The following is a 25,994-nucleotide window of genomic DNA, read 5'->3' as shown; positions in this document are numbered from 1 at the left end:
TCGCCCGGGGATCCTTAATCTCCTGCGGCACCAGGAGGATGGCTATGGCCTTGGGCCTGGTGTTGATGCTAGCGCTGGATTGCTGGCTCTACATCGAGCGCACTGCCATTACGTGGTCTCGATGGTGGGCTACATCTCGCCGTACACGCTTAGCCACGCCTGCTTCTCAGGATGCCTAAGACACTTAGAATGCGCATAGCCTTGTGAGCCACTCACAAATCTATGAAATGATTAAGCATATACAGATACTTCGATTTTTGGCGGCGATGTGGGTCGCCGTTTTTCATGGAGCCGTGCTCGGGATTTTTACTGGTTTTCCCCATTGGCTGAGTTTTATTATCAACATGGGTTATGCAGGTGTTGATATATTTTTTGTCATCAGTGGCGTGATCATGGCCCACTCCACAAAAAATACAGCCCACGGGGCGCGTACCGCTGGGGCATTTGTGCTGACCCGTTTTTCAAGAATTTACATGGGTTGGTGGCCTGCACTGCTGTTGTATCTCGTCTTTTTCAAAGTGACGCAGCAGCTTGATCCGCACATAAATTTCCAAGGGTCATTCTATCTGTATTTCACCGACTTGACCGGTTTGATCAATATTGTGATTTGGTCGCTGATGTTCGAGTTGTATTTTTACATTTTGATGGCAGCAGCGCTGCTTTTCTCTCGTGATCAGCGCCAGAATTTTCTGAAGATTATGTTGGGGGTGCTGGTTGTCATCAATGTCTATTTTTTCCTTGACCGCACGGGTGCAGACGCTGGATTGCAGAGGGATTGGATTCAGCTTTTTTATGTGGCTCCAATCGTGGCGGAGTTTTTTATGGGGTACTTTTTATACCATTATCTCCAAAGCCACTCTTCATCGCCATGGAAGCTGTGGGGGTTGCTAGCAGCAGCATCCCTGGGGTTGCTGGTGTACATGGCACCCCACTTTGAAGACCATCCCTATGGTCTGGCGAATTTTCATTACTGGCCAGAGCGCACCTTGCTGATGGGGGGCGCTGCTTTGGCTATCGCCGGTTTGGCATTGACGCTACCCTCTCCGCGCAGCCCCATTGCACGGATAATGGCAAAGCTTGGCGATTATTCTTATGCCATATATGTGCTGCACATATTGGTGTTCAATATGGCGCTTGTGCTATTGCCTTGGAAGAGTCTGGATGGCCTGCCTCGTATCGCCATCGCGATTTTCGTCCTGCTGGCTTTGCTATCCGCGTCGGCTGTCTACTACCACGCCGTAGAGCGTCCTCTGTACATGTTCTGCCGCGAGAAGATCAATCGCTGGCTCCAGCCTCTGTCCAGCAATCGATCCTCGCTCGGTACGATCCACAAGAATCAACAGCTGCGATGAGTCGTGCGCTGGTTCCTGGACAAAAGCACATACGGAAAAAATGAACGTGGACTGCTACCTGTGCCGCTGAGGCCCGGCTGCACATCGACCGAATCCACTACAACAGGCGGCATGCAGGCACCGCCAGAACCTCGCGTCGGCGAGGGGAACGCTGTGAGGATGGGTGGGTGCATGTCGCGCGCGGCCCGCATCGCTGGATGGCGGCCAAATGGCGGAAGACAGCTGGAGTCGAACCAACCCAGGAGTGGCTGACACCCCTCACCGGGTTTGAAGCCCGGCCGCACCACCGGGCACGATTGCCTTCCCTGCAACACGTGCGTGTTGGGCAAGATCGCCGATTGTAACGGCTCTGCGCGGCGGCTGCGGCTGGTGCAGCTGCAGACCCTTGGGTGGCTTACGAGGTGGTGCCTGCTTGCCAACGGACACCCGGGCGCAGCACATGCGTATCGCGCACGCGGCGGGTGTAGCCTACGCGGTCGAAGAACTCCAGAATCTGGATGGCGCGTTTGCGGCCCAGGGCGGTGGCGTCGCGGAACACATGCGCCTGCACCTCTCCGCGCTCGGCCTGTTGCGCGAGCTCTGCGGTGAGTGCCGCGAGCGCATCCATCGACGGCGCGGCATAGAACAAGTCCTTGACCACCTGGAACACGAGGCCCTGGCGCGAGAGCTTTTTGAGCAGCTGGCGCACCACTTCCTCTGCGGCGCCATGGTCGCGGGCCAGGTCGCGCACCCAGGGCGGGTCAAAGCGGCTTTCGGTGATGGCGGGCAGCAGGCGCTGGGCCAACGCCTGCTCGGCGTCGCTCAGTTGCACGGTGTGGCCGGGCAGGTGCAGCCAGGCGCCGCTGCTGGCAATCTGGCCGGCAGCGATCAGCGCATCGAGCAAGCCGTGGTAGAGGGCATCGTGGGGGCCATGCTGCAGCGCAGGCAAGGCCATGCGGCGCAGGCGGGCTGCGTTGATGCCGGGCTCGTCGGGAGCTACTTCGTGGAAGCGTTGCAGGGCTTGCAGCAGCTGGTCTTGCAGTGCCTGCCAGGCAGCTTGGTCCACCAGCAGCGCATCGCCGTCGGGCAGTGGCAGCTGGGTGCTGTTCTCTGCAACGGCCGGGGTGGCGGTACCGGTCAGCCGCACAAGCTGTGAGCGGGCCAGGCCGAGCGGCGCCTCGGCCAGCAGCGGGGCGGTGTCGGCCGTGGCTATCCAGCGCGTCAGCGCGGCCAGGTAGGCGAGGCGGCTGTCGCTGCGGCGCTTGCGTGCGGGCGCATAGGGATCGAGCACCATGGCGCCGGCAATGGTACGGCTGGCCTGGGCATTGCGCACGATGACGCGGTCACCCGGCAGCACCAGCGCCGGTGCGTCCAGCACCAGCTGGGCCAGCGCTTCGGTCCCAGGGGTCAGGTCGCCATCTTGCAGCAGGGCGATATGGCCGGTGCAGCGCATAGTGCCCAGGTGCAGGTGCACGGCCGACCATTGCGCCAGCGGCGCGGCATCGGCGAGCAGATGCAGGCGTACGTCGATGCGCTGGGTGGTCTGGCGCAGGCGTTCGTCCATGATCCAGTCGCCGCGCGTGATGGCTTCCTTGGCGATGCCTGCCAGGTTCAACGCGCAGCGCTGGCCGGCCACCCCCCGCTCGCTGGCCTGGTTTTGCGCATGGATGCTGCGCACGCGCACGGGCGCGCCGCTGGCCGAATGCACGAGGCTGTCGCCTACGGCCACCTGGCCATTGAAGACCGTGCCCGTCACCACCGTGCCTTGGCCGGGCAGGCTGAAGACCCGGTCCACCGCCAGGCGGAACAGCCCGCCCTGGGTGCGCGGGGGCATGGCCTGGGCCTGCTGGTGCAGGTGCTGGCGCAGCGCCCAGACGCCCGGATCATCGGGCAGCGCGGCTGCGGTTTCAAAGATGGGCGCATCGGCCAGGTTGCTGCGCGCCAGAATGGCGGCGATCTCGTCCCGCACCTCATCGATGCGGGCGCGGGGCACGCGGTCTACCTTGGTCAGCGCCACCGTGCCCTGGCGGATGCCCAGCAGCTGCAATATTTCCAGGTGCTCCAGGGTCTGGGGCATCACGCCGTCATCGGCGGCCACCACCAGCAAGGCATGGTCAATGCCCACGGCCCCTGCGGCCATCGTGTGCACAAATTTTTCATGGCCGGGCACATCGATGATGCCCAGCACATCGCCATTGGCCAGCGGGGTGTAGGCGTAGCCCAGCTCGATCGAGATGCCGCGCGCCTTTTCTTCCTTCAGGCGGTCCGTCTCCACACCGGTGAGGGCACGCACCAGGGTGGTCTTGCCATGGTCGATATGGCCTGCGGTGCCGATGATCATGGCTGGCCGTCCGTGGCGCTGCTGCCCAGGGCCAGCTGCTGCAGGTTGGCGGCAAAGTCGGCCTGGTCCGCGGCTTCGAGGCAGCGCAGATCCAGCCAGAGTGCATCGTCGCGCAGCCGGCCGATCACCGGGCGCGGCAGCTGGCGCAGCGCAGCTTCGAGTTGCTGCAGCAGGCGCCCGGCGCGTTTGCGCTCTTGGGGGCGCACCACCAGCCCATGGCTGGGCAGGCTTTCGACGGGCAAGGCGCCGCTGCCGATCTGGCTGGTCATCGCGGCGTGCTCCACCCGGTAGTCCGGCCCCAGCAGGCTTTGCAGCGGTGCCTGCAGCGCAATCGCCTGCTGCTGCATGGCAGCAGCCGGGCGGGTGAAGAGGCGCAACGTGGTCAGGCGGTCGGCCAGCTTTTCCGGGTGCAGGTAGAGGCGCAACGTGGGTTCGAGCGCGGCCAGGGTGAGCTTGCCCACGCGCAGCGCACGCTTGAGCGGGTTCTTCTTGATCTGGGCGATCAAGGCCTTGCTGCCGACGATGATGCCAGCCTGCGGGCCGCCCAGCAGCTTGTCTCCGCTGAAGGTCACGATGTCGGCGCCGGCCTCGATGGTCTCGCGCACAGTCACCTCATAGGGCAGGCCCCAGTCGCGCATGTCGATCAAGGTGCCGCTGCCCAGGTCCACGATCAGCGGGAGCTGACGCGCATGGGCGATGCGCGCCACATCGGCCTCGGCCACCGATTTGGTGAAGCCGCTGATCGCGTAGTTGCTGCAGTGGACCTTCATCAGCGCGGCGCTGTGCTCGCCCAGCGCCGCTTCGTAGTCTTTCTCATGGGTGCGGTTGGTGGTGCCCACCTCGACCAGGCGGGCGCCGGCGCGCGTCATCACATCCGGGATGCGGAAGGCGCCGCCAATCTCGACCAGCTCGCCGCGCGAGACCACCACCTCCTTGTCGCGCGCCAACGTGGACAGCACCAGCAGCACGGCGGCCGCATTGTTGTTGACGATGGTGGCCGCTTCGGCGCCGGTCAGGCGGCAGACCAGGTCTTCGACCAGGTCATCGCGGTCGCCGCGGCCGCCGTCGGCCAGGTCGTACTCCAGATTGCTGGGGGTCGCCAGCGCCTGCACCACGGCGTCGATGGCCTCCTGGGGCAGCAGCGCCCGGCCCAGGTTGGTGTGCAGCACCGTGCCGGTCAGGTTGTAGACCGCTTTCAGACGCGGCGCAAACAGCTGTTGGAGCTTTTGTTCGGCGGCGTCTAGCAAGGCATCGGCACCGTCTGCGCTGCTGCCCGTCTGTGCCAGCCAGCGGCTGCGGGCCTCGCCCAGCGCTGCGCGGATGGCCTGCGTGCACTGGGTCTTGCCGTAGCCGTCCAACAGCCCAGCGGTGCGCGGGTGCTGCAGCAGCTTGTCAACAGAGGGCAGGTGGGACGGTGCGTTCATGGGCAAACCAGCTCAAAAAGGGGCAGAAATAAAAAAACGATGGGCTGCGGCAGCAGCGCCATCGTCCAGTATGGCATGGTGCCAAAACGTTCAGGGTGCCGGCACGCCCTTAATGCAGATCGGGCACGCTGCCTTCGGCATCGGCCGCCTGCGGCTCGGCCACGGCCACGAACAGCAGCGGGTTGCCGCTGGCGCGCGAGAACGAGGTCTGCTCGCTCATCAGCAGGTCCAGCATCAGGCTGGCCAGGTCATCGGCCAGCGGCTCGGCCAGCGGGTCTTTTTCCTGGTTGACCAGCTTGCGGTAGCTGCCGCATTCGGTACAGGTTTCCGCCAGCACCACATCCTTGCCGCCATCCAGGCCCTGGTAGCGGATGCCCTTGGTCGATTCGCAGTGGCTGCATTTGACGCGCACCATATGCCATTCGGTCGCGCAGCAGCCGCAGTGCAGGTAGCGGTGGCCGGCCATCTTGCCGCCAATGCGCACCACGCCGGCGACGGGTTCACTGGCACAGACCGGGCAAATGGTGGCCGGGTCGGTAAAGGGGATGTCGGCCAGCCTGAGCTGGCTGGCGCGGGTGGCAAACACCACTTGCAACGCCGCCATGACAAAAGGCGCCAGGCCCACATCGCGCGCAGCCAGCTCCTTGGTCAGCAGGCGTTTGGCCAGCGCATTGCGGTCCTCGGTGCTGCAGCGTTGCAGCTCGGCAATCAGCGGCTGCAGGGCTGGGGGCAGGCCATCGGCACTGCCCAGCTGCGCCAGCATGCGGTCCAGCACCTGGTGCCAGGCGGGGTCCAGATGGTCAGCGGCAGGCAGCAGCGGCGACGAGAACTGCTGGGCCTGCGCGATAGCGGCAGCTTCAGGCGCCGCGACCTGCAGGCCCTGGGCGGCCTGGTGCTGGGCGTCCACCAGTTTGGCGATGAACAGCAGGTAGTCCGCAATCGGGTTGCCGTCGGCCAGCTGGCGAATGCGCTGGGCTCGGTCAAGGAACAGACTGCTGGTGTTGGGCAGCAGCACGCGCGGGAAACTGGTGTGGTCGAGCGACTCGATCTCACCGGGCTGAAGAATGCGTTGCATACGGGGATTTTCTCAAAAATCAACGCCGATAGTCCTGGCGGGGCTATCGGCGTTGGGGAGCGGGGCGGTGCCGACCCGGGACCGGGCCGCTTGCCGGGGCATGCCCGGCAAGCGCATCAGGCGCCGCGCTTGTGGCTCGTCTGCTTGTCCATGTCCGAGCTGTCGCCCGTCATGCGGCGGTACCACAGCGGATGGTGAAAGCGCGCCCAGGCGCGGGTCACCGTGCCGCGCGTCATCGCGCGGATCGTGCCCTTGGTCCAGATGGCGGCGTAGATGTGGGCAATGATCAGGCCGATCAGGCCGAAGGCCGACAGTGCATGCAGCAGCGCCGCAGCGCGCACCACATTCACCGGCAGGTTCCACCAGGCGCGCCACATCAGCACGCCGGTCACCAGCAGGCCCGCCATGCACAGCACCAGCATCCAGAACAGCGCCTTCTGGCCGCCGTTGTACTTGTCCACCGGCGGCATCTTTTCGTGCTCACCGTTGACCAGCGCCGGCACGTTCTTGAGCCATTCCACATCGTTCTTGCGAATGATGTTGAGCTGCCAGAAGCGGAAGAACATCAGCACGAAGCCGACGGTCATCACCAGGCCGATGTAGGGGTGCAGGATGCGGGTCCAGGGTCCGCCACCGAACAGGTTCGTCATGAAGAAGAACGAGGGATGGAAGAACGCCAGACCCGACAGGGCCAGCAGCACAAAGCTGATCGCGACCACCCAGTGGTTGACGCGTTCGCCAGCGGTGTAGCGTTGAATATCACGGGTCTTGCTTTTCATCGTCCAGACTCCTCGTGGTGGTCAATGCCCTTTTCCGCACGTGCCCTGGCGGCTTCTTCCTCTTCCAGCTCCTCAGGCACTTCGATCGGGCCCTTGGTGATGTAGTGGAAGAAGCTGCCGACGGCCGCAACGCCCAAGGCTGCCAGCGCCAGTGGCTTGGCCACACCCTTCCACAGGCTCACCATCGGGCTGATCGATGGATCATCGGGCAGGCCGTGGTAGAGCGAGGGCTTGTCGCCATGGTGCAGCACATACATCACGTGGGTGCCGCCCACGCCTTGCGGATCGTAGAGGCCGGCCTTGTCAAAGCCGCGCTCCTTCAGATCGACAATGCGCTCCTCGGCGCGCTCCTGCATGGCGGTCTTGGTGCCAAACATGATCGCGCCGGTCGGGCAGGTCTTGACGCAGGCAGGCTCCTGGCCGACGGCCACGCGGTCCGAGCACAAGGTGCACTTGTAGGCCTTGTGGTCCTTTTTGGAGATGCGCGGAATGTTGAACGGGCAGCCGGTCACGCAGTAGCCGCAGCCCACGCAGTTTTCCTCCTGGAAATCCACGATGCCGTTGGTGTACTGCAAGATGGCACCGGGAGAGGGGCAGGCCTTGAGGCAGCCCGGGTCTTCGCAGTGCATGCAGCCGTCCTTGCGGATCAGCCATTCCAGGTTGCCGGTGGCTTCGTTTTCGTATTCGGAAAACCGCATCACCGTCCAGGAGTTGGCCGTCAGGTCGGTCGGGTTGTCGTAGACCCCGGCCGCAACCGTGCCCACATCGTCACGCAGATCGTTCCACTCCATGCAGGCGGTCTGGCAGGCCTTGCAGCCGATGCACTTGGAGACATCGATCAGCTTGGCCACCTCGCCGCCATGCGGGCTGCGCACGCTGGGCGATGGGGTGGTGGTGGCGGAGCGGCGCTTGATATCCAATGATTGAAGAGATGACATCGCTGCTCCTTAGATCTTCTCAACCTTCACGAGGAAGGTCTTGAACTCTGGCGTGTTGCTGTTGCCGTCACCCACAAACGGGGTGAGGGTGTTGGCGAGGAAGCCAGGCTTGGTCAGGCCCTTGAAGCCCCAGTGGATAGGAATACCCACGTGGTGCACCGTCTTGCCTTCGATCTGCATGGGCTTGATGCGCTTGGTCACCACCGCAGCGGCCTTGATGTAGCCCCGCTTGGAGCTGACCTTCACCATCGCGCCCGTCGCAATGCCGATCTCCTTGGCCAGCGCCTCGCCGATCTCGACGAACTGCTCGGGCTGGATGATGGAGTTGAGCAACGCGTGCTTGGTCCAGTAGTGAAAGTGCTCCGTCAAACGGTAGGTCGTGCCCACATGCGGGAATTCGTCCGCCTTGCCGAAGGTCTCCCAGATGGCCGGGAAGACGCGAGCCGCCGGGTTGCTGACGGCCTTGTCGTTCTTCGGGTACATCGGGTTGTAGCCCAGCGGGTTGTCGAATGCCTCGTAGTGCGTCGGGAACGGACCTTCGTTCATGCCCTTGCGGGCAAAGAAGCGTGCCACCCCTTCCGGGTTCATGATGAACGGACCGGTGCCGGTCTCGGGCGCGATGGTCGGGCCGTAGTCCGGCACGTCAGCGCCGCCCCAGGTCTTGCCGTTCCACTTGACCAAGGTGCGGTTCGGGTTGAACGGTTTGCCTTCCAGGTCCGCGGATGCGCGGTTGTACAGCACGCGGCGGTTGGCCGGCCAGGCCCAGGCCCAGTTCAGCGTGTTGCCGATGCCGGTCGGGTCGCTGTTGTCGCGGCGGCCCATCTGGTTGCCCGCCTCGGTCCAGCTGCCTGTCCAGATCCAGCAGCCACTCATCGTGGAGCCATCGTCACGCAACTCGCCAAAGCCGGACAGCTGCTGGCCGGCAGGGCGTAGTACCTTGCCATCGGGCGCGGTCAGGTCGGTCAGCGCCCGGCCGTTGTACTCCTTGGCAATTTCCTCGGACGAGGGGTGCGCAGGCTGTGCATAGGGCCACCACAGGTTCTGGATCGGATCCGGGAACTTGCCGCCGTCCTTCTGGTAGGCCGCCTTCATGCGCAGGTGCAGGGCCGACATGATCGCAATGTCGGTCTTGGCTTCACCCGGCGGCTCGGAGGCCTTCCAGTGCCACTGCAGCACACGCGACGAACTCACGACTGCGCCATCCTCTTCTGCAAAGCAGGTGGTGGGCAGGCGGAACACTTCGGTCTGCACCGACGCGGTGTCGATGTCGTTGTGCTCGCCGTAGTTCTTCCAGAACTCCGAGGTCTCGGTGGCCAGCGGGTCCATCACGACCAGGAACTTGAGCTTGGCCAGACCGTCGCGCACGCGGCTCTTGTTGGACAACGCCGCCAGCGGGTTGAAGCCCTGCGCGATGTAGCCGTTGACCTTGCCTTCGTTCATCAGCTCGAAAATCTGCAGCATGTCGTACTGCTTGTCGAGCTTGGGCAGGTAGTCATAGGCCCAGTTGTTGTCCTTGGTGGCCGCCGGTCCCCAGAAAGCCTTCATCAGGCTCACATGGAACTTGGGATAGTTCTGCCAGTAGCTCATCTGGTTGGCACGCAAAGGCTTTTGCGTGCGCGCGTCGATGTACTTCTGGTAGTCCTGCTCGCCCTGGTTGGCCAGGGTCAGGTAGCCCGGCAGTGCGTTGGACAGCAGGCCCAGGTCGGTCAGGCCCTGGATGTTGGAGTGTCCGCGCAACGCGTTCATGCCGCCACCGGCGACACCGATATTGCCCAGCAGCAACTGCACCATGGCGCCGGTACGCAGGATCTGCGCGCCGATCGAGTGCTGGGTCCAGCCCAGTGCGTAGAGGATGGTTGCGGCGCGGCCAGCCTGTGCCGTCGATGCGAGCTTTTCGCAGACATGCAGGAACTTGGCCTGGGGCGTGCCGCAGACGCTCTCGACCTTCTCAGGCGTGTAGCTGGCGTAGTGGCGCTTGAGCCATTGGTAGACGCAACGCGGGTGCTGCAGGCTCGGGTCGGTCTTGACGTAACCGTCCTCGCCCAGCTCGTAGTCCCAGCTGGCCTTGTCGTAGGTGCGCTTTTCGGGGTTGTAGCCCGAGAAGATACCTTCGTCGAACGCAAAGTCTTCCCGCACGATGAACGTGAAATCGGTGTAGTTGCGCACGTACTCGTGGTGGATCTTGTCGTTCGTCAGCAGGTAGTTGATCACACCGCCGAGGAAAACAATGTCCGAACCGGAGCGGATAGGGGCGTAGAAATCCGCCACCGAAGCCGACCGGTTAAAGCGCGGGTCGACCACCATGAAGTGAGCCTTGTTGTGCTCCTTCGCCTCGGTCACCCATTTGAAGCCGCAAGGGTGGGCTTCAGCGGCATTGCCGCCCATGATCAAAATAACGTCCGCGTTCTTGATGTCGACCCAATGGTTCGTCATCGCTCCACGGCCAAACGTCGGGGCAAGACCTGCCACCGTCGGGCCGTGTCAGACACGGGCTTGGTTATCGAACGCCAACATGCCCCAAGAGCGGGCCACTTTGTAGGTGATGTAACCGGCTTCGTTGCTGGCAGCCGAAGCGGCCAGCATGCCGGTCGAGGTCCAACGGTTCACCGTCAGGCCATCATCGGTCTTCTCGAGGAAGTTCGCATCGCGATCGTCCTTGAGCAGCTTGGTGATGCGGGTCAGCGCCTCATCCCAGGACAGGCGCTTCCACTCGTTGGAGCCGGGCGCGCGGTACTCGGGGTAGAGCAGGCGGTTGGGGCTGTGGACGATGTCCAGCAGCGATGCGCCCTTGGGGCACAAGGTGCCGCGGTTGACGGGATGGTCGGGGTCGCCTTCGACGTGGATCACAGAGAGCTTGGCGTTCTTGCCGCCATCGCCCAGCGAGTACATCAAAATGCCGCAGCCAACAGAGCAATACGTGCAGGTTTGCCGTGTCACTGTGCTGCCGACCAGCTTGTACTGACGAACTCCGGCAAGTGCGGTGGCGGGCGAGAAGCCCATCACCGCCAGGCTGGAACCCGCCAGAGTCGAACCAGTCACTTTCATGAACTGGCGTCTGGAGAATTGCACCATGGGTGTCCTTTCAACGAAGGATGCTTGTTTTCTATGCTTACGACACAAATTGTAGTCTTCTCCCTCTGAAAGCAGAATAGTTGGGCTTTCCGGGTATTCAGCGGATTTGACAAATTGGTAAAAATGCGCGGACGATCCGTTGTGGCGAGAAATACCAATACAATTCACAAACTTGCATGGAATTGTGAATAATATGCTTCATGAATTTCTTGCCGCCTGAATCCAAGGGGGAGACCATGGACCACCACAACGGGGCGGCGCGCCGTCCCTTTTTGCTCTGGGCGCTGTCGGCATCGGCGCTGCTGGCGGGTTGCGGCTCGTCGCCATCGCGCACCGCGCGGCCAGCGGCGGGCCGGCGCTCCGCCACGGAGGTGGCCACCTCGCCGCGCGTTGACACCGGTGTCGTGCCCGTCAATCTGGGGCTGAGCGGCGAGTTGCGCGAGGCGCTGTATGCGCGGGTCATGCTCGTCGTCAACACGCCCTACACCTATGGCGGTAACACCCCTGAAGGCGGCTTTGACTGCAGCGGCCTGATCCAGTATGCGATCCAGGGCATCACCACGCGCCGCCTGCCGCGTACCACGGCCCAGTGGGCAGGGGTGAGCGCCGAGATCGACCGGCGTGATCTGCAGCGCGGCGATTTTGTGTTCTTCAACACCATGGGCGGGCGCTACTCGCACATGGGCATTTATGCCGGCAACAACCAGTTTGTCCATGCGCCGTCGAGCGGCGGTGTGGTCAAGACGGTGAGCCTGGACAATCCCTATTTCTCACGCCGCTTCACCGAGGCACGCACGATTTTTGACGCATGAGAATATTCATTGGCTGAATAAAACAAGAGGCAGCGCGCCCAAAACGGCGGCAAAGGCGGGGTCAGCGCCAGGCATAGGCACCCCAGGGGTGCGAGGCATCCTGCAGCCAGTGCTGCAATTCCTCCGGGTCCAGGCTGCGGCCCAGTGCGTCCGAGCGGCCTTTGGCCACCCATTGTGCGCGGCCCTGGATATAGGCGCTGCCCAGCTCCTGCCAGTTGCCAAAGCATTCGCGGGCCCGCGCGGCATTGAGCTGCAGCAGCTGCCACTGCTGCTCGGCGCTGAGCCAGCCGAGCATGGCTGCGGTGCGCACAAAAAAGGCAGTCCGGACGCAGGCAAAGGCCATCGCGGCACGCGCGTCATCCCCCGCCTGCAGCCGCTCCACATCCAGGCACCACCAGCGCGTGCGCATGCGCTCGGGCAATTGCGCGCGCACCTGCGCATCGTCTAGATCGGTGCGCAGGCCGAAGGCATGCAGGGCCATGGGCCGCAACGATGCTGCCAGGCCGGCGGTGGGCGAGGGCATCGCGCTGTCGGCAAAGCCATCCTTGAGCGCATGGAAGGCCATCGGGTGCGCCAGCGCCAACGCCCAGTTCTGTTCGGGCGTGAGCAGGTAATGTCCCAGCGGTCCTGACCGCGCGGGCGCCTGGCTGCCCCATTGCCGGCGAAAGGCGCGCGCGCATTGCCATACCAGCCACAGCCCGATGGCAGCCACCAGGAGCTGGATCATCGCTGCGCCTCCGGCCGGGGGTGGGCCTGCATCCTGGGAGGTGCTTTGCCGGCCTGTTCCAACGTGTAGGCCAGCGCAGGCGGCAGGTGCTGGCCGGCCAGCAGGCTGCAGTCATGCGCTGCAGCCAGCCATTGCACCAGCGGGGAGGTGTGCTGCAGATGGGGCAGCAGCCTGGGCTGGCGCTGCCACAGCTGCAGTTGTTCGGCCTCGCTGTGCAGGTTCTCGACGGCGTGCCAGCCCGGCTGCGCGCCGCTGGTACGCAGCAGGCGCATGCCCAGCGCATCGTCGGGCGTGTCGTCGCTCGTGTTCAGCTGGTTCAGAAAGGCGATGACATCGGCACGGTAGCGGTCCACCGGCGGGCGGTTCTGTTTGCCCTTGATCTGGTCGATGCGCAGGCGGCCATCGGCCTGCAGCCAGGCATTGATGGTGATGCGCGGCTGGGCCTGGCCGGTGCGGTAGCTGAAGATGCGCATGCGGCCTTGCTCGCAGCCTTCGGCATAGTGCTCGCCGTAGCCGCCCGTCAGCTGGTGGCGGTTGGCAAACTGGCCCAGGCAGTGGCGCATCATCTGGCTCTCGTAGGCCATCTCTTCGCGCAGCACGCCGCTGCTGGGCAGCAGTTCGACAAAGGCTCCCTGGCTGCCTTGCCACACCATCTGTACCGCATGGGGCTGGTGCTGGCGCCATCCGGCCAGTTGCTGTGCCTCGAAAGCCTGGTGCTCCTGCGTCCAGCGTTCCAGCGCCTGCGGGCAGTTGATGCGGGCGAGCTTGCCTTCCAGCGAGGTGCCCTTGCGTGACTGCAAAAACTCCAGCAGCTGGCGCTCCAGCGCCAGCACGCTGTCGTGGTCAGGGTCGATCCACCACAGCGCGGGTGCCGCTGGCGCTGTCTCGGGACCGGTCTTGCGGGCCAGCAGCGCCAGTGCCCAGGCCGGCGCGCCGGCGGCATAGCGCTGTTGCAACGCTGCGGTGGTGGTGATGGCCTGTACCGCATCGGCCGGTGCGTTGAGGTTACCGACCAGATAGCGGTAGAAATGGTTCTGCAGCCAGGCGGCAATGTCGGGCGCATCGCTGCGCGCGCGGCTGCGCGCGATGATGCGGGCCTTGAGCTCGGGCGCGTTGACCACATTGCGCGCCAGGTACACCGTGCTTGTGCGCATGGAGGGGCTTACCAGAACTTCCACCAGGGCTTGCCGCCACCGGCAGCCGGTGCAGCGGTGATCAGCTGGGCGTTGAGCTGGTCGATCGTGGTCTGCAGCTTCTCGCGCTCGGCCGGGTCGTCGGCCCGCGCGCAGGCCAGCGCCTGCTGGTAGATCTGCATCGCTTGCTGGTCCGTGCCCGAGGTCTGCATCGCATCGCCTGCGCGGCGCAGCAGGTAGGCATTCTGGCGCTGCGCCAGCTCGGGCAGCAGCGCCTGCAGGCGTGGCAGCACCTCGGCGCCATGCGTGGCCGAGTAGTAGTCCAGCTGGTTCAGCAGACTGCGCAGATAGTCATAGCGCTCGCTGCGCTGCTCGTCCTCGTCGAGCTGGCTCCACCATTCGTCCAGGCGCTCCAGCCAGATGCTGTTTTCCACATTGCGGTCTTGCTTGTAGAGCGCATAGGCCACCTTGGGGAAATAGTCGCAGGGGCTGTGGCGGCTGTAGCCGTTGTCCTGGCTGTAGTGCCACAGCTGCTCGGCCGCCGGGATGAGCTGCGCGTAGTTGTCGCTGTCGATGTGGGTGGAGACGATGCCGTTGTAGTGCTCGGCAAAGGGGCTGGTGGCAATGCCTTTGGCATGCAGCGCGAGCGCGCCGTCGTAGTTCTCGTCGTTGTAGCGGTACTTGATGGCCAGGTTGTTGCACAGCATCGAGTAGTCATGCAGGTTGCCGTCCTTGTAGCTGCCCTGGCCGGTGGCAAACCAGTGCTCGAAGCGGGCCTGTCCGGTCTCGTAGTAGTGCTTGATCCAGCGCAGCAGCTCGTCGTAAGGCCAGTCGGCGGGCAGCTCCTCTCCTTCGCCGCCAATGGCTTGCATCAGCGCCTCGTCGTCATCGAGTTGCACGCCCATCGCATAGCACCAGCTGCCGCCATCGCAGCGGATATAGGGCGACTGCAGCGCGCTGGCCAGGCCCGCCACGCGGGCGCGGCAGACAAACAGGCGGTAGGCGAGCTCGCCATTGGCGTACTGGGGGCGCTCGGCCAGCGTCTCCAGCAGCGGCAAGGCCTGCGCATAGTCCTGCTGTTCAAACAGATGGTTGCCCTGCAGCAGGCGCCACATCGGGTGGTTCAGCGACTGCTGCTGTACCAGCGCGCTGTAGTGGGCAAAGGCCTGCTCGGCGTCCCTGTCGGCAGGCAGGAACTCGGCCAGGTCCTCGTCCCGGGCGGCGGCCATCAGGGTCAGCGCCCAGTACGGCGCACCGCCCGGCTCACCCAGGTGGGCCAGTGCCTGGCGGCAGGCGGCTTCGCGCGATCCAGGGCGGCTGTGCAGGGTGCTCTCAAAGCACATGTGGGCGGCCTCGGGCAGGCGGGCGGCCTGCACCAGCCAATCGATCAGCCGGGCGCTGGTGCTGTCATCGCTGTCACGCACCAGCGCAAAGCGGCCTTCCTGGCCCTTGCTGATCGCGGCATCCAGCGCGCCTTGCTGGTGCAGGCTGGCGGCGGCCAGGCGTGCGAGCTGGGCCCGGGTATCGCGCCAGGCGGCGGGCGATGCGTTGCTGGGCAGGCTGGCCAGGGTCAGTTCGCTGTGCTGGGCCAGCGCGTCGGGCGCCAGCGCAATGATGTCCTCGCCCAGCAGCAGCCAGTCATCGGTGTCGATGTCCTGGCCCGCTTCTGCGCGCTGGAGTTTTTGCAGCGCATAGTGGCCCAGGTCGCGGGCCGCCGTGCTGTTGCCCTTGGCCGCTTCGATGCGGCCCAGGCGCGTGGCCAGCATGGCATCGTCCCAGGCGCGCAGCTGGGCGCGGTCGGCCTGCTGGCTTTTGTACTGGTGTTGTTTGCGGTAGATCTGCTCTTGCAGGTCCAGTGCCTGGGCCTGGTGGGCGTGGCGCGCCAAGTGGCGCCAGGCGCGGTCGGGATCGCCCAGCGCGCCGGCCTGGTCCACGGCCGCCATCGCCTGCGCGATCAAGTCGCGGTACTGCTCGCGCGGCAGGCCGGGCACATCCTCGGCGGCATCGGCTTGCAGCATCGCCATCGTGACCGCTGCGTCGCGCTGGGCGTCGGCGGTCAGCTCCTGCAGCAGGCGGGCCTGGTGCTGCTGCACGGCGGCCAGGGCCTGGGCCGGCTGGCCCGCCATGCTCCACAGCCGGTAGACACGGCGCAGCTGGTCCAGGTCCTCGGGCTCGAGCGCGCGCGATGCGAGCTGCTGGGCCGCTGCCGCCTGGCGGGCAGGCCATTCCTGCGTCTCGTCCTCGGTGTTGAACAAGGTATCCACATGGTCCAGAAAGGCATCAAGCGCTTCGCTGCGCAGTGCGGTGGACGGGTCGGACACGGGTGCCATGGTGATGATGCCTTTCTGGTTTTGGCGCATCCCTCATGCGCCCCTGCATGCTAACGGGCTCCAGCACCGGTGTGGCCTTTGCGGGCCACCAACGCTGGAAAGTGGGCTATTTTCACCGTGTTTCGTGTGGCTGACCAGCGCGGTGCCGGCAGGCCAGCGATGCGCCTCAATCGGTGATCAGCACTTCGCCGCGCAGCGTATAGGTCATCGTCTCGGTGATGCGCACATCGACCATCTGGCCGATCAGGCGCTCCTGGCCGGGGAAGTTGACCACGCGGTTGCACTCGGTGCGGCCCATCAGCTCGCCGTTGTCGCGCTTGGATTTGCCTTCCACCAGCAGGCGCTGCACGGTGCCCAGGCGCTCATCGCTGATGGTCTTGATATTGTGGTTGATGACGGCCTGGAGCTCCTGCAGGCGGCGCAGCTTGACCTCGTAAGGCGTGTCATCGGGCAGGTTGGCGGCAGGGGTGCCAGGGCGGGGGCTGAAGATGAAGCTGAACGAGTTGTCAAAGCGCACATCGTCGATGAGCTTCATCATTTTCTGGAAGTCTTCCTCCGTCTCGCCGGGGAAGCCGACGATGAAGTCGCTGCTCATCGCCAGATCGGGGCGGATGGCGCGCAGCTTGCGCACCGTGCTCTTGTACTCCATGGCGGTGTAGCCGCGCTTCATCGCCATCAGGATCTTGTCGCTGCCGTGCTGCACTGGCAGGTGCAGGTGCGAGACGAGCTGGGGGATCTTGGCATAGGCCTCGATCAGGCGCGGCGTGAACTCATTGGGGTGGCTGGTGGTGTAGCGGATGCGCTCGATGCCGGGGATCTCGGCCACATATTCCAGCAGCAGCGCGAAGTCGGCGATCTCGGCCGTATCCCCCATCTTGCCCAGGTAGGCATTCACGTTCTGGCCCAGCAAGGTGATTTCCTTGACGCCTTGCGCAGCCAGGCCCGCGACCTCGACCAGCACGTCCTCGAACGGGCGGCTCACCTCTTCTCCGCGGGTGTAGGGCACCACGCAGTAGCTGCAGTACTTGGAGCAGCCTTCCATGATGGACACAAAGGCCGACGCGCCTTCAACACGGGCGGGCGGCAGGTGGTCGAACTTCTCGATCTCGGGGAAGGAGATGTCGACCTGCGGCTTGGCCTTGGCCGCGCGGGCATTGAGCAGCTCGGGCAGGCGGTGCAGGGTCTGGGGGCCAAACACCACATCAACATAGGGCGCGCGCTTGATGATCTCGGCGCCTTCCTGGCTGGCCACGCAGCCGCCCACGCCAATCAGCACGCCCTTTTCCTTCAGGTGCTTGATGCGGCCCAGGTCGGAGAACACCTTCTCCTGTGCCTTCTCGCGCACCGAGCAGGTATTGAACAGGATCAGGTCGGCCTCGTCCATGTCCTGCGTGGGCTCATAGCCCTGCGCGGCGCCCAGCACATCCGCCATCTTGTCCGAGTCGTACTCGTTCATCTGGCAGCCGAAGGTTTTGATAAATACTTTTTTGGACATGGTGCAAATCTCGTGGGGACCCCCGGGGCTGCGGTTGCAGGCCTGAAGGAATACCGTCATACGGCAGAAAGCCAGGCGCCAGATGGCGCCCTGCTGCTCAAGGGGTGGGTGCGCGGACCGCCCCGCCGGGCTTTGACCGCAGCGGTCAGCCCATGCGGCGGCGCCAGGGCGCTTTATTTAAAGAGTCCGCTCCAGAAGCCGTTGTCGGCGCGGTCGCGTTTGAGGGCGGCTTCTTCGCTGTTCAAGATCCAGGCGGCATGCACGCGGCCGCTGGTTTTCTCGATCACATAGTTGACCGTCAGCTTTTCATTGAGCACGGTGCCGGGGCGTATCGTGGTGTTGCGCGGGTTGTAGAGCTTAAACGCGGGAGCGAGGCCCACCGACTGGCCATCAATGGTGGCCTGGCTCGTGCTGGTGATCACCAGGTAGCCGCGCAGCGCCTGGGGCGGGAAGGCGCGCACCGGGCCCTGGAACGGGGCAAAGGTGGCGGTCTGCGCCAGGCTGGGCAGGGCACTGATGCCGGCCAGTGCCAGCGCGAGTGCAGCGAGGCTGGCGCGCGTGGCGCGCCGCAGGCGGTGGTGGGTGGTGGGGAGTGTGGTGCAGCGGTTCATGGTGTATATCCAGGGGCTGGAGGCCGCATTCTACAAACAGCGGCGGTGCCACAGTCCGCCACTGGGGCAAGCGGGGGCGTGGGCTAGGCTGCCGGCGCCCGGGTGCTGACGACGAGGCCGGCCAGCACCAGCGCGATGGCTGCCAGCAGCGCCGGTGACGGCAGGCGCTGCTGCAAGACCAGCTCCAGCAGCGCGGCAGTCACGGGCCCCAGGGCCTGGAAGGCAATCACCAGCGATGCCTCCAGGCGGCCCAGCGCCCACAGCAGGCAAAAATAGCCCAGCCCGCTCGACAGGCCGATGAACAGCATGTGGCCCCATTGCGGCGCCGAAAACACCGGCCACAGCGGCTGTCCCTGCCAGCTGCAGTACAGCGCCAGAAACAGCACTGCAGCGGCCATCGCCAGGCTGCTGGTGGGCAGCGCCGGGTAGCGCCGCATATAGGGACCGTAGAGGATGCTGGTGGCCGCGCCCACCAGGGTGGCCGCCAGCAACGCGGCCATGCCGGAGCCGGCCCGCAGGTCCAGGCCACCCGCTGCGCTCCCGCCCCCCGTCAGCAGCACCGCGACGCCGCCCACCGCCAGTGCCAGGCCTGCCAGCCTGCGGGTGCTGAAGGCCTCGCGCCTTGACAGCGCTGCCAGGCACCAGGTGAACAAGGGCATGGTCGCAAACACCAGTGCGCAAGTGGAGGCGGGCAGCCGCGCCAGCGCATGGTTGAGCAGCAGGATCAGCACAGCAAACTGGGCCACGCCCAGCAACGCAATGGCCAGCGCATCGCCGGCGCGGTAGCGCGGCCAGGTGACGAACAGCGCCGGGCCGGCGAGGATGGCCAGCCCGATCGCATAGCGCAAGAATGCCAGGCTGGCTGGCGATGCGGCGGGCGATAGCACGCTGGTGGAGACCATGGCCGCGCCCACCAGCATGCCCGTGGTGGCGGCCGCCCACAGCGCGGGATGGCGGGCCTGCATCGCCCGCCTAGGCGCCGTGCAGGCGGCGGCTGAACTGCTGCTCCACCACGGTCGAGCCCCATTGCTGGCCGGCTTCTTCATGCACCAGCACAAAACCCAGCGATTCGTAGAGCCTGCGCGCCGCGTCCAGCCCCTGGAAGGTCCACAGTTCGGTGCTGGCAAAGCCGCGCTGGTCGCAAAAGGCGAGCGCCTGCGTCAGCAGCTGGCGGCCTACGCCGCCGCCACGGCAGCCGTCATCGAGAATGAACCAGCGCAGATGCGCCTGGTTGTTGCCCAGGTCCTGGCCGTCAATGGCGACCGAGCCGACGATGCGTTCGTTCTGCACGGCGGTCCAGATCTGGTTGCAGGGCTCGCCCAGGCGGCCGCTGAATTCGGCAAGGCCCGAGGCCACCTTGCTTTCGAAGAAAGCGCCAAAGCCCCAGTGCCGGGCATAGAAAACCGCATGCATCTCCGCAATGCGGCCGATCGCACCGGCGCGGTAGCCGCTGTGGATCTGGATGCTGTGGGTGGCTGCGCTGGCGGAGCTGGCCTGGCCTGCCGCACTGCCCAGCCGGTGCGCCTGCAAGGCCTGGGCATAGGCGGTCAGGCCCTGCGCCACCGCCTGCTGCAGCGAGGGGTTGAGCTGCGCCAGCGCGCTGCGCACCTGCATTTGCCCGTAGGCGTGTATGCCCGCTGCCGTGCGTTGGCCTTGCGCTGACAGCTGCAATTGCTTGGCGCGTGCATCGTCAGTGCAGGGCTGCTCCTGCAGCTCGCCGTTGGCGACGAGCTTGGCGACCATGCGGCTGACGCTGGATTTGTCCAGCCCCAGAAAATCCGCCAATTGGGCGGCGGTGACGGTGCCATGCGCATCGATTTCCAGCAACGCATGGACCGCAGACGCCGAGTAGGGCGTGGCCGCCAAGGTGTTGGCCATAAAGCCCAGCTCCCGCACCATTGTGCGGGAGGCGCTGCGGATGTCGTTGACCAGGGGGGTGTCGGCTGTCATGCGGCTCTCCAGTAGTTGGTTGCAATATACATCCATATGGTTGTATGGTGCAACTTTTTGGAGGGTGTGTCTACCTCACCCCGCATCTACCGCGCTCAGGCTGCATCCAGCCGGTAGCTGGACACGGCCAGCCCACCCATGAAGGCATCCTCATGGTAGATGCGCACGGCGCGGTCGGCCTCGGCGGCACCGACGGCCACCATCAGCGGCAGCAAATGTTCCTCGCGCGGGTGGGCAATGCGGGCCGCTGGGGCGTCCTCCCAATCCAGCAGGCGCTGGCTGCGGCTGGCACTGTCCACCTGCAGCATGGTCTCGGCCAGCCAGTCATCAAAGGCCTTGGAGGGCACCCTGGCCTGCGGCCCAAAGGCGCGCAGGTTGTGGTACGACAGGCCGCTGCCGATGATCAGCACCTCCTCATCGCGCAAGGCAGCCAGCGCGCGGCCCAGCGCCAGGTGTTCCGCGGGGTCCAGGCCCCGGCGCAGCGACAGCTGCACCACCGGCACCTGGGCCTCGGGGTAGATCGAGGCCATCGGTGAGAACATGCCGTGGTCATAGCCGCGCTCGGCGTCCTGCTGCACGGCCATGCCGGCCTGGGCCAACAGGCCCGCCACACGCTCGGCCAATGCTGGCGATCCTGGTGAACGGTAGTGGATCTGGTAGGTGTGGGCCGGAAAGCCGCCGTAGTCATAGATCATGCCGGGCTGGGGCGTGGACTGCACGGTAAAGCTATCGGCCTCCCAGTGGGCTGACACCATCAGGATGGCGCGCGGTGTGCGGCCGATCTGGCGCGGAATATCGGCCAGCGAGGCGGCCAGCTGCGCATAGTAGTCATGCATCTCGGGCATCCAGGGCCAGGGGCCGCCGCCGTGCGAGATGAAGTACACGGGCAGGCGGCTGCCGCTGGTGGTGATATTGGTGCTGGCGGGGCCGGTGTGGGTGGTCGTAGTCATATGGAAAACTCCTTGACTCCACTGTAGTAGCTGCCCAAAAGGAAACCAAGTAGCTAAAATGCAGTGGTTGATTTCCTATTGAGAAACTATGGACCAGCTCACCAGCATGCAGGTGTTCCAGGCGGTCGTGGACAACGGCAGCTTTGCCCAGGCCGGCGAGCGCCTGGGCATTTCGGCGCCGATGGTGAGCAAGCATGTGGCCCAGCTGGAGCAGCGCCTCGGTGCGCGCCTGCTCAACCGCAGCAGCCGCCATGTCAGCCTGACCGAAGCGGGCCAGCGCTGGTATGCGCAAAGCCGCCTGGCTTTGGAGATGCTCGATGCCGCCGCCCAGGAGATCGGTCAGCACAACCAGGCCCCCAGCGGCCAGCTCAAGATCAGCGCGCCGGTCTGGTGTGCCACGCCGCAGATGGCGCGCATCCTGGCGCGCTACCGCGCCCGTTATCCGCAGGTGCTGGTCGACATCCACCTGGACAACCACAAGATCGACCTGGCCACCGCCGGCTACGACATGGCCTTGCGGGCCTCGTCCGACCCCGCGCCGCATCTGATTGCCCGCCCGCTGTGCCAGGTGCCCTTCTACCTGGTGGCCAGCCCCGCTTACCTGGCGCAGGCGGGTTCGCCCCAGCAGCCTGCCGACCTGGCCCAGCATGCTGCGGTGCTGCCCAGTTATGTGTCGCTCAGCCCCCTGCAGTTGAGCCAGCCCGGGGGCCGCAGCGCGCCGCTGCATGTGCAACCGGCCCTGCTGTCCGATGATTCCAACCTCAGCCTGCATGCGGTGCGCGCCGGCATGGGCCTGGGTTTCCTGCCCTCGTGGCTGGTGGAGGACGATCTGCGCAGCGGCCAGCTCCAGCGGGTGCTGCCGCAGTGGGATGCGCTGACCGTAACCCTGTATGCGATCTACACCAGCCGGCGCTACCTGGCGCCCAAGGTACGCAGCTTTATCGATTGCCTGTCGCAGGCGTTGGGTGGTGCGGGCAGCGGCGCAGCCGACTAGCTGGCGCGGCGGAAGGTGAGGTTGATTCTTTGCCCGTCCAGCAGCGGATGGGCCACGGGGCTGGCCCCCTCCTTGACCGGCATCACCCCGTGGTAGCGCATGCGGTCCACGCCGCCCCAGACCACCACATCGCCATGCTGCAGCGGCAGCTTTTGCGTGGCGTCAGCGCGCTGGTCGCCGCCCCACAGAAAGATGGCGGGCAAGCCCAGTGACACGGACACGATGGGGTGGCGGGCATCACCTTCGTCCTGGTGCAGGGTCAGGCGGGTGCCGACGGTGTAACGGTTGATCAGGCAGGCATTGGGCGCAAAAGGGGGCAGGTCGGCAGCTTCTGCCGCCTGCGCAGCCAGCGCTGCAAAGGCCGGTGGCATCGGCGGCCAGGGTTGGCCGCTCAACGGATCGGTGGCGGTGTAGCGGTAGCCGCGCTGGTCGCTGTACCAGCCGAAATCACCGCAGTTGGTCATCGCCACCTGCATCTGGCGGCCGCCCGGCGTGCGCAAATGCCGAAACGGGGCCCGCTGCATGAGTTCCTGCACCTGGCGGAGCAAGTCATTCTCCCAGCGCAGTGCAAAGCCGCGCAGCACGCAGGCCTGGTGGCCAATGGCAATGCGCTCCCAAGGCATCTGGCCTTCGTCGGCAGGGGGACTGAACAGGTCTTGCATGCCGCCTATTGTGCCGCGCTGCCCTGTGCTGCAGGGTCGGACGGGACGCTGGGCATGGGGCTGGGCGCATCTGTGCACCCCCAAAAAACCGCAGCGCCTGTGGCAGGCGCTGCGGTGGGATGTGGTGGTCGTAGTGGGACTTGAACCTACGACATCAGCATTATGAATGCTGCGCTCTAACCAACTGAGCTATACGACCAACGGGCTCCATTGTAGAGGCGGATGGGCGGCCTGCCGGGCACCTGCTGCGAGTTTTTCAGCCATCAAACAGAGGCGGCAAAGAGAAAAGCCGCAGTGATTGTGCAATCACTGCGGCTTGTAACCTGGTGGTCGTAGTGGGACTTGAACCTACGACATCAGCATTATGAATGCTGCGCTCTAACCAACTGAGCTATACGACCGGCAGAACGAAATTATATACCGAAAATTTGGCCTGGCGATCAATGTCACCAGGTTTTGTCAAAATGGGGTGATGGGGCGGGGCCGTTGCCGGGCATACCCAGGCCCGTTGGCCTGGCCTCCACGGCACCGTCACGTCGATCAGCTGTTGCTGAACTGGGCCTGGCGCTTGTTGACGAAGGCGTCCATGCCTTCCTTCTGGTCGTTGGTGGCGAACAGCGCATGGAACAGGCGGCGCTCGAACATCACGCCGTCGTTGAGGCTGCCCTCAAACGCACGGTTCACCGATTCCTTGGCGGCCATCACGGCCAGTTGCGAGAAGCCGCTGATGATGATGGCCGCGCCCAGCGCTTCTTCCATCAGCTTGTCGACGGGCACCACGCGGCTGACCAGGCTGGCACGTTCGGCCTCGTCGGCGTTCATCATGCGGCCGGTGAGGGCCAGGTCCATGGCCTTGGCCTTGCCCACGGCGCGCGGCAGGCGCTGCGTGCCGCCGGCGCCGGGGATGACGCCCAGCTTGATCTCGGGCTGGCCAAAGCGGGCGTTGTCGGCGGCGATGATGAAGTCGCACATCATCGCCAGCTCGCAGCCGCCACCCAGTGCATAGCCACTGACGGCGGCAATCACCGGCTTGCGGATGCTGCGGATCGCCTCCCAGTTGCGGGTGATGTAGTCGCCGCCATAGGCATCGGCAAAGCTGTACTTGGCCATCGCGCCAATGTCGGCACCGGCGGCAAAGGCTTTTTCGCTGCCGGTGATGATCATGCAGCCAATGTTCTTGTCGGCATCAAAGGCTTTGAGCGCCTCACCCAGCTCGTTCATCAGCTGGTCGTTCAGCGCGTTCAGCGCCTTGGGGCGGTTCAGCGTGATGATGCCCACCTTTTCGGCTTCGACGCGCACTTCGATCATTTCATAGGCCACGGTCTGTCTCCTTGGGTTTGTGGGGCAGCAGCGGCCTGCTGGCGCCCGCATGGTCGACAGGCATCCTACACCAAGCAGGCTGTTGCGGCGCAGCAGCCTGCGCAAGATGGCGCGTTTTGGGTGCTGGTGGGCGTGCCGCTACCGGCGATCAGCGCCCGTCCAGCCAAAGGTTGACCAGATTCACATCGGTGACAGCCAAGGTGACGGTATCGCTGTGGCTGGCAGTTTTTGGAGCCTTCTTGCGGCCTTTGCCTGGGGCGCTGGCGGCGCGGGCCGGCAAGGCCAGTGGCAGGCGCAGCAGGCGCTTGTCGCGCGCCACCAGCGCCAGCACCTGCTGGGCGTCACCGGCATACAGCGGCAGGTCGTCGAGCTTGTGCAGGCGCCAGCCGATGCTGTCGGTGCTGGCCTGCAGTGGCTCGATGCCGATCCATTCGTCGCCCGCCATCATGCCGGCGGCCTCGGCCGCGCCGCCGCGCAGCACCACCTTGATGCTGATACCCGCTGCGCCCTCGGCCACCCGCAGGCCCAGCTGCTGGGCAATCTGGGGCTTGTCGGGCTGGCAATCCACGCCATGGGCCTGCAGCAGGGCGGCTACCGGCAGGTCCAGCTTGCCGTGCACCCAGGCGCTGATGTCGGCGGCCCAGCTGCGGCCGGTCAGCCCGTGCAGCACATCGAGCAGGTCCTGCTCGCGCATGGGGCCAGCCTTGCAGCGCCGGTACAGCGCCCGCATCACCGCATCCAGCCCGCTGTGGCCTGCACGGCGCAGGCTCAGGTCCAGGCACAGCGCCACCAGCGATCCCTTGGTGTAGTAGCTGACGGTCGCGTTGGGCGTGTTCTCGTCCTGGCGGTAGTACTTGACCCAGGCGTCAAAGCTCGACTCGGCCACGCTTTGCACATGCCGGCCCGGCGTCTGCAGGACCTGGTTCAAGGTCTTGTTGAGCAGCTTGAGGTACTGCGCGTTGTCCAGCAGGCCCGCGCGGCGCAGGACCAGGTCGTCGTAGTAGCTGGTGAAGCCTTCGAAGAACCACAGCAGCTCGGTGTAGTTCTCGCGTTCGTAGTCATAGCTGGCCAGCTCCATCGGGCGCAGGCGCTTGACGTTCCAGGTGTGGAAATACTCATGGCTGATCAGGCCCAGCAGGGTGATGTAGCCACTGCTGGGCTGGGCCTCGCCCTTGCGGGGCAGGTCGCGCCGGCTGCAGATCAGGGCGGTGGAGTTCTTGTGTTCCAGGCCGCCATAGTTGTCGTCCATGGCGTTGAGCATGAACACATAGCGCTCGAAGGGCGGCTTGCCCCGGGGATGCCAGAGGCGGATTTCGGTCTCGCAGATCTTTTGCGTGTCGGCCACCAGGCGCGCGCCATCAAAGCTGGGCGGTGCACCGGCTACGACAAAGCGGTGCGCCACGCCGTGGGCACTGAACTCGGCGCTCCAGAACGCCCCCATCTCGACCGGGCAGTCCACCAGCTCGTCGTAGCTGCTGGCGTGGTAGCGGCCAAAGCCCTGGGGGTTGGTCTGCGCGGCCATCAGGCCGGTGGCCACCTGCCAATGGGGCTGCTGGGCCGGCGGCTCGATGTGCAGCACCTGCAGCAGCGGCTCGCTGCCATGCACACGCAAAAACACGCTGGTGCCATTGAAAAAACCGCGCTGGCTGTCGAGCCAGGCGGTGCGCACCGAGCTGTCGTAGGCGCAGATCTGGTAGCTCAGGGTCAGCGGCCCGGCCGCGCTGCTGTCCATCACCCAGGTGTTTTTGTTCTGCTGCTGGACGTCGACCAGCTGCCCGCCCTGGCTGGCACTCAGGCCCTGCAGCGATTTGGAGAACTCACGCACGAGGTAGCTGCCGGGGATCCAGACCGGCAGCGACACGGTCTGCATCGCCTTGGGCCGGGGGATATTGAGCACCACCTGGTAGAGGTGGGCATGCAGATCGATGGGCGTGATGGTGTACTGGATGGCGTGCGGTGCCAGGGCGGGTGCGCTTTGGGTCATAGCCTGCAAGCGTAGCCCCAATTGCATGGGCGCGTGCCGACCCAGGAATTCACCGGCGCAAAAAAA

Annotated in this window: 20 protein-coding genes and 3 tRNA genes; 3 read left to right on the top strand and 20 right to left on the bottom strand. The window is 65.0% G+C overall.

The features are described 5' to 3' along the window. Window positions 1-227 precede the first annotated feature (227 nt). The gene (locus ACHWUQ_RS06395; RefSeq protein WP_394680643.1) at window positions 228-1,352 is read left to right on the top strand and encodes an acyltransferase family protein; all 1,125 of its coding nucleotides are present in this window, start codon (window positions 228-230) and stop codon (window positions 1,350-1,352) included. A gap of 209 nt (window positions 1,353-1,561) precedes the next feature. Here ACHWUQ_RS06395 and ACHWUQ_RS06390 read toward each other — a convergent pair. From ACHWUQ_RS06390 to fdnG, 7 genes are all read right to left on the bottom strand, one after another. Further along, window positions 1,562-1,657 (bottom strand) — tRNA-Sec (locus ACHWUQ_RS06390). Window positions 1,658-1,746: 89 nt separating this feature from the next. Next, a complete protein-coding gene (selB, locus tag ACHWUQ_RS06385) occupies window positions 1,747-3,672 on the bottom strand; it encodes a selenocysteine-specific translation elongation factor (RefSeq protein WP_394680642.1) in 1,926 nt (641 codons plus the stop codon). Next, window positions 3,669-5,096, bottom strand: coding sequence for an L-seryl-tRNA(Sec) selenium transferase (selA, locus tag ACHWUQ_RS06380; RefSeq protein WP_394680641.1), 1,428 nt, complete (start codon window positions 5,094-5,096; stop codon window positions 3,669-3,671). Before selA ends, selB begins: the two co-directional genes overlap by 4 nt. Before the next feature lie 109 nt (window positions 5,097-5,205). Then, window positions 5,206-6,171, bottom strand: coding sequence for a formate dehydrogenase accessory protein FdhE (gene fdhE / locus ACHWUQ_RS06375; RefSeq protein WP_394680640.1), 966 nt, complete (start codon window positions 6,169-6,171; stop codon window positions 5,206-5,208). A 116-nt stretch (window positions 6,172-6,287) separates the two neighbouring features. Further along, the gene (locus tag ACHWUQ_RS06370; RefSeq protein WP_394680639.1) at window positions 6,288-6,950 is read right to left on the bottom strand and encodes a formate dehydrogenase subunit gamma; all 663 of its coding nucleotides are present in this window, start codon (window positions 6,948-6,950) and stop codon (window positions 6,288-6,290) included. Then, window positions 6,947-7,888, bottom strand: a complete 942-nt coding sequence (gene fdxH, locus ACHWUQ_RS06365) for a formate dehydrogenase subunit beta (RefSeq protein ID WP_239809344.1) — start codon at window positions 7,886-7,888, stop codon at window positions 6,947-6,949. Before fdxH ends, ACHWUQ_RS06370 begins: the two co-directional genes overlap by 4 nt. 9 nt (window positions 7,889-7,897) lie before the next feature. After that, entirely contained in the window at window positions 7,898-10,960 is a 3,063-nt protein-coding gene (fdnG, locus tag ACHWUQ_RS06360; protein WP_312527459.1) for a formate dehydrogenase-N subunit alpha, read from the bottom strand. A gap of 236 nt (window positions 10,961-11,196) precedes the next feature. Here fdnG and ACHWUQ_RS06355 point away from each other — a divergent pair, with 236 nt between their 5' ends. Continuing rightward, window positions 11,197-11,772 carry a C40 family peptidase gene (locus ACHWUQ_RS06355; protein WP_239809343.1) on the top strand — a complete coding sequence of 192 codons (576 nt, stop codon included), beginning with the start codon at window positions 11,197-11,199 and terminating at the stop codon, window positions 11,770-11,772. A gap of 61 nt (window positions 11,773-11,833) precedes the next feature. Here the strand turns inward: ACHWUQ_RS06355 and ACHWUQ_RS06350 are convergent, their stop codons facing one another. The 8 genes from ACHWUQ_RS06350 to ACHWUQ_RS06315 all read right to left on the bottom strand — a co-directional run bounded on the left by ACHWUQ_RS06350 (window position 11,834) and on the right by ACHWUQ_RS06315 (window position 20,968). Beyond that, window positions 11,834-12,499 (bottom strand): DUF1266 domain-containing protein, encoded by a 666-nt coding sequence (locus ACHWUQ_RS06350; RefSeq protein WP_394680638.1) that lies wholly within the window; start codon window positions 12,497-12,499, stop codon window positions 11,834-11,836. Next, complete coding sequence (locus ACHWUQ_RS06345) at window positions 12,496-13,653, bottom strand: hypothetical protein (protein WP_394680637.1); 1,158 nt, start codon at window positions 13,651-13,653, stop codon at window positions 12,496-12,498. The genes ACHWUQ_RS06350 and ACHWUQ_RS06345 overlap by 4 nt, the downstream gene beginning before the upstream one ends. A gap of 8 nt (window positions 13,654-13,661) precedes the next feature. Next, a complete protein-coding gene (locus ACHWUQ_RS06340; RefSeq protein ID WP_394680636.1) occupies window positions 13,662-15,962 on the bottom strand; it encodes a hypothetical protein in 2,301 nt (766 codons plus the stop codon). A gap of 166 nt (window positions 15,963-16,128) precedes the next feature. Further along, complete coding sequence (miaB, locus tag ACHWUQ_RS06335; protein WP_239809339.1) at window positions 16,129-17,457, bottom strand: tRNA (N6-isopentenyl adenosine(37)-C2)-methylthiotransferase MiaB; 1,329 nt, start codon at window positions 17,455-17,457, stop codon at window positions 16,129-16,131. 173 nt (window positions 17,458-17,630) lie between these two features. Next, entirely contained in the window at window positions 17,631-18,068 is a 438-nt protein-coding gene (locus ACHWUQ_RS06330; protein ID WP_394680635.1) for a hypothetical protein, read from the bottom strand. A gap of 83 nt (window positions 18,069-18,151) precedes the next feature. Further along, window positions 18,152-19,033 carry a DMT family transporter gene (locus ACHWUQ_RS06325; protein ID WP_394680634.1) on the bottom strand — a complete coding sequence of 294 codons (882 nt, stop codon included), beginning with the start codon at window positions 19,031-19,033 and terminating at the stop codon, window positions 18,152-18,154. A 7-nt stretch (window positions 19,034-19,040) separates the two neighbouring features. Beyond that, window positions 19,041-20,018: a GNAT family N-acetyltransferase gene (locus ACHWUQ_RS06320; protein ID WP_394680633.1), complete on the bottom strand. Its 978-nt coding sequence runs from the start codon at window positions 20,016-20,018 to the stop codon at window positions 19,041-19,043. Between the two features lie 95 nt (window positions 20,019-20,113). Further along, window positions 20,114-20,968, bottom strand: coding sequence for a DODA-type extradiol aromatic ring-opening family dioxygenase (locus tag ACHWUQ_RS06315; protein WP_394680632.1), 855 nt, complete (start codon window positions 20,966-20,968; stop codon window positions 20,114-20,116). An 88-nt stretch (window positions 20,969-21,056) separates the two neighbouring features. On the opposite strand from ACHWUQ_RS06315, the gene ACHWUQ_RS06310 reads away from it, so the two are divergent. Then, on the top strand, window positions 21,057-21,962 hold the full coding sequence (locus tag ACHWUQ_RS06310; protein WP_312412486.1) for a LysR family transcriptional regulator: 906 nt from the start codon (window positions 21,057-21,059) through the stop codon (window positions 21,960-21,962). On the opposite strand, the gene alkB is transcribed toward ACHWUQ_RS06310, so the two are convergent. The 5 genes from alkB to ACHWUQ_RS06285 all read right to left on the bottom strand — a co-directional run bounded on the left by alkB (window position 21,959) and on the right by ACHWUQ_RS06285 (window position 25,928). Continuing rightward, window positions 21,959-22,624, bottom strand: coding sequence for a DNA oxidative demethylase AlkB (gene alkB, locus ACHWUQ_RS06305; RefSeq protein WP_394680631.1), 666 nt, complete (start codon window positions 22,622-22,624; stop codon window positions 21,959-21,961). The genes ACHWUQ_RS06310 and alkB overlap by 4 nt on opposite strands. 122 nt (window positions 22,625-22,746) lie before the next feature. Further along, a tRNA-Met gene (locus ACHWUQ_RS06300) sits at window positions 22,747-22,823 on the bottom strand. Between the two features lie 125 nt (window positions 22,824-22,948). Beyond that, window positions 22,949-23,025 (bottom strand) — tRNA-Met (locus ACHWUQ_RS06295). Between the two features lie 139 nt (window positions 23,026-23,164). Next, window positions 23,165-23,944 carry an enoyl-CoA hydratase gene (locus ACHWUQ_RS06290; protein WP_230778938.1) on the bottom strand — a complete coding sequence of 260 codons (780 nt, stop codon included), beginning with the start codon at window positions 23,942-23,944 and terminating at the stop codon, window positions 23,165-23,167. Between the two features lie 148 nt (window positions 23,945-24,092). Continuing rightward, window positions 24,093-25,928 carry a M61 family metallopeptidase gene (locus ACHWUQ_RS06285; RefSeq protein WP_394680630.1) on the bottom strand — a complete coding sequence of 612 codons (1,836 nt, stop codon included), beginning with the start codon at window positions 25,926-25,928 and terminating at the stop codon, window positions 24,093-24,095. Window positions 25,929-25,994 lie beyond the last annotated feature (66 nt).

Origin of the sequence: uncultured Comamonas sp., from assembly GCF_964277875.1 — a bacterium.
Lineage (GTDB): Bacteria > Pseudomonadota > Gammaproteobacteria > Burkholderiales > Burkholderiaceae_C > Comamonas > Comamonas sediminis.
This window is presented reverse-complemented; position numbering and strand designations above follow the sequence as displayed.

Excerpts from the sequence above, each read along its gene's own strand:
- selA (WP_394680641.1), bottom strand. The coding sequence starts at position 5,096 with ATGAACGCACCGTCCCACCTGCCCTCTGTTGACAAGCTGCTGCAGCAC.
- ACHWUQ_RS06350 (WP_394680638.1), bottom strand. The coding sequence starts at position 12,499 with ATGATCCAGCTCCTGGTGGCTGCCATCGGGCTGTGGCTGGTATGGCAA.
- fdhE (WP_394680640.1), bottom strand. The coding sequence starts at position 6,171 with ATGCAACGCATTCTTCAGCCCGGTGAGATCGAGTCGCTCGACCACACC.
- ACHWUQ_RS06320 (WP_394680633.1), bottom strand. The coding sequence starts at position 20,018 with ATGACAGCCGACACCCCCCTGGTCAACGACATCCGCAGCGCCTCCCGC.
- miaB (WP_239809339.1), bottom strand. The coding sequence starts at position 17,457 with ATGTCCAAAAAAGTATTTATCAAAACCTTCGGCTGCCAGATGAACGAG.
- ACHWUQ_RS06340 (WP_394680636.1), bottom strand. The coding sequence starts at position 15,962 with ATGGCACCCGTGTCCGACCCGTCCACCGCACTGCGCAGCGAAGCGCTT.
- ACHWUQ_RS06345 (WP_394680637.1), bottom strand. The coding sequence starts at position 13,653 with ATGCGCACAAGCACGGTGTACCTGGCGCGCAATGTGGTCAACGCGCCC.
- ACHWUQ_RS06330 (WP_394680635.1), bottom strand. The coding sequence starts at position 18,068 with ATGAACCGCTGCACCACACTCCCCACCACCCACCACCGCCTGCGGCGC.
- selB (WP_394680642.1), bottom strand. The coding sequence starts at position 3,672 with ATGATCATCGGCACCGCAGGCCATATCGACCATGGCAAGACCACCCTG.
- ACHWUQ_RS06355 (WP_239809343.1), top strand. The coding sequence starts at position 11,197 with ATGGACCACCACAACGGGGCGGCGCGCCGTCCCTTTTTGCTCTGGGCG.
- ACHWUQ_RS06370 (WP_394680639.1), bottom strand. The coding sequence starts at position 6,950 with ATGAAAAGCAAGACCCGTGATATTCAACGCTACACCGCTGGCGAACGC.
- ACHWUQ_RS06315 (WP_394680632.1), bottom strand. The coding sequence starts at position 20,968 with ATGACTACGACCACCCACACCGGCCCCGCCAGCACCAATATCACCACC.
- ACHWUQ_RS06310 (WP_312412486.1), top strand. The coding sequence starts at position 21,057 with ATGGACCAGCTCACCAGCATGCAGGTGTTCCAGGCGGTCGTGGACAAC.
- fdxH (WP_239809344.1), bottom strand. The coding sequence starts at position 7,888 with ATGTCATCTCTTCAATCATTGGATATCAAGCGCCGCTCCGCCACCACC.
- ACHWUQ_RS06285 (WP_394680630.1), bottom strand. The coding sequence starts at position 25,928 with ATGACCCAAAGCGCACCCGCCCTGGCACCGCACGCCATCCAGTACACC.
- ACHWUQ_RS06325 (WP_394680634.1), bottom strand. The coding sequence starts at position 19,033 with ATGCAGGCCCGCCATCCCGCGCTGTGGGCGGCCGCCACCACGGGCATG.
- ACHWUQ_RS06395 (WP_394680643.1), top strand. The coding sequence starts at position 228 with ATGATTAAGCATATACAGATACTTCGATTTTTGGCGGCGATGTGGGTC.
- alkB (WP_394680631.1), bottom strand. The coding sequence starts at position 22,624 with ATGCAAGACCTGTTCAGTCCCCCTGCCGACGAAGGCCAGATGCCTTGG.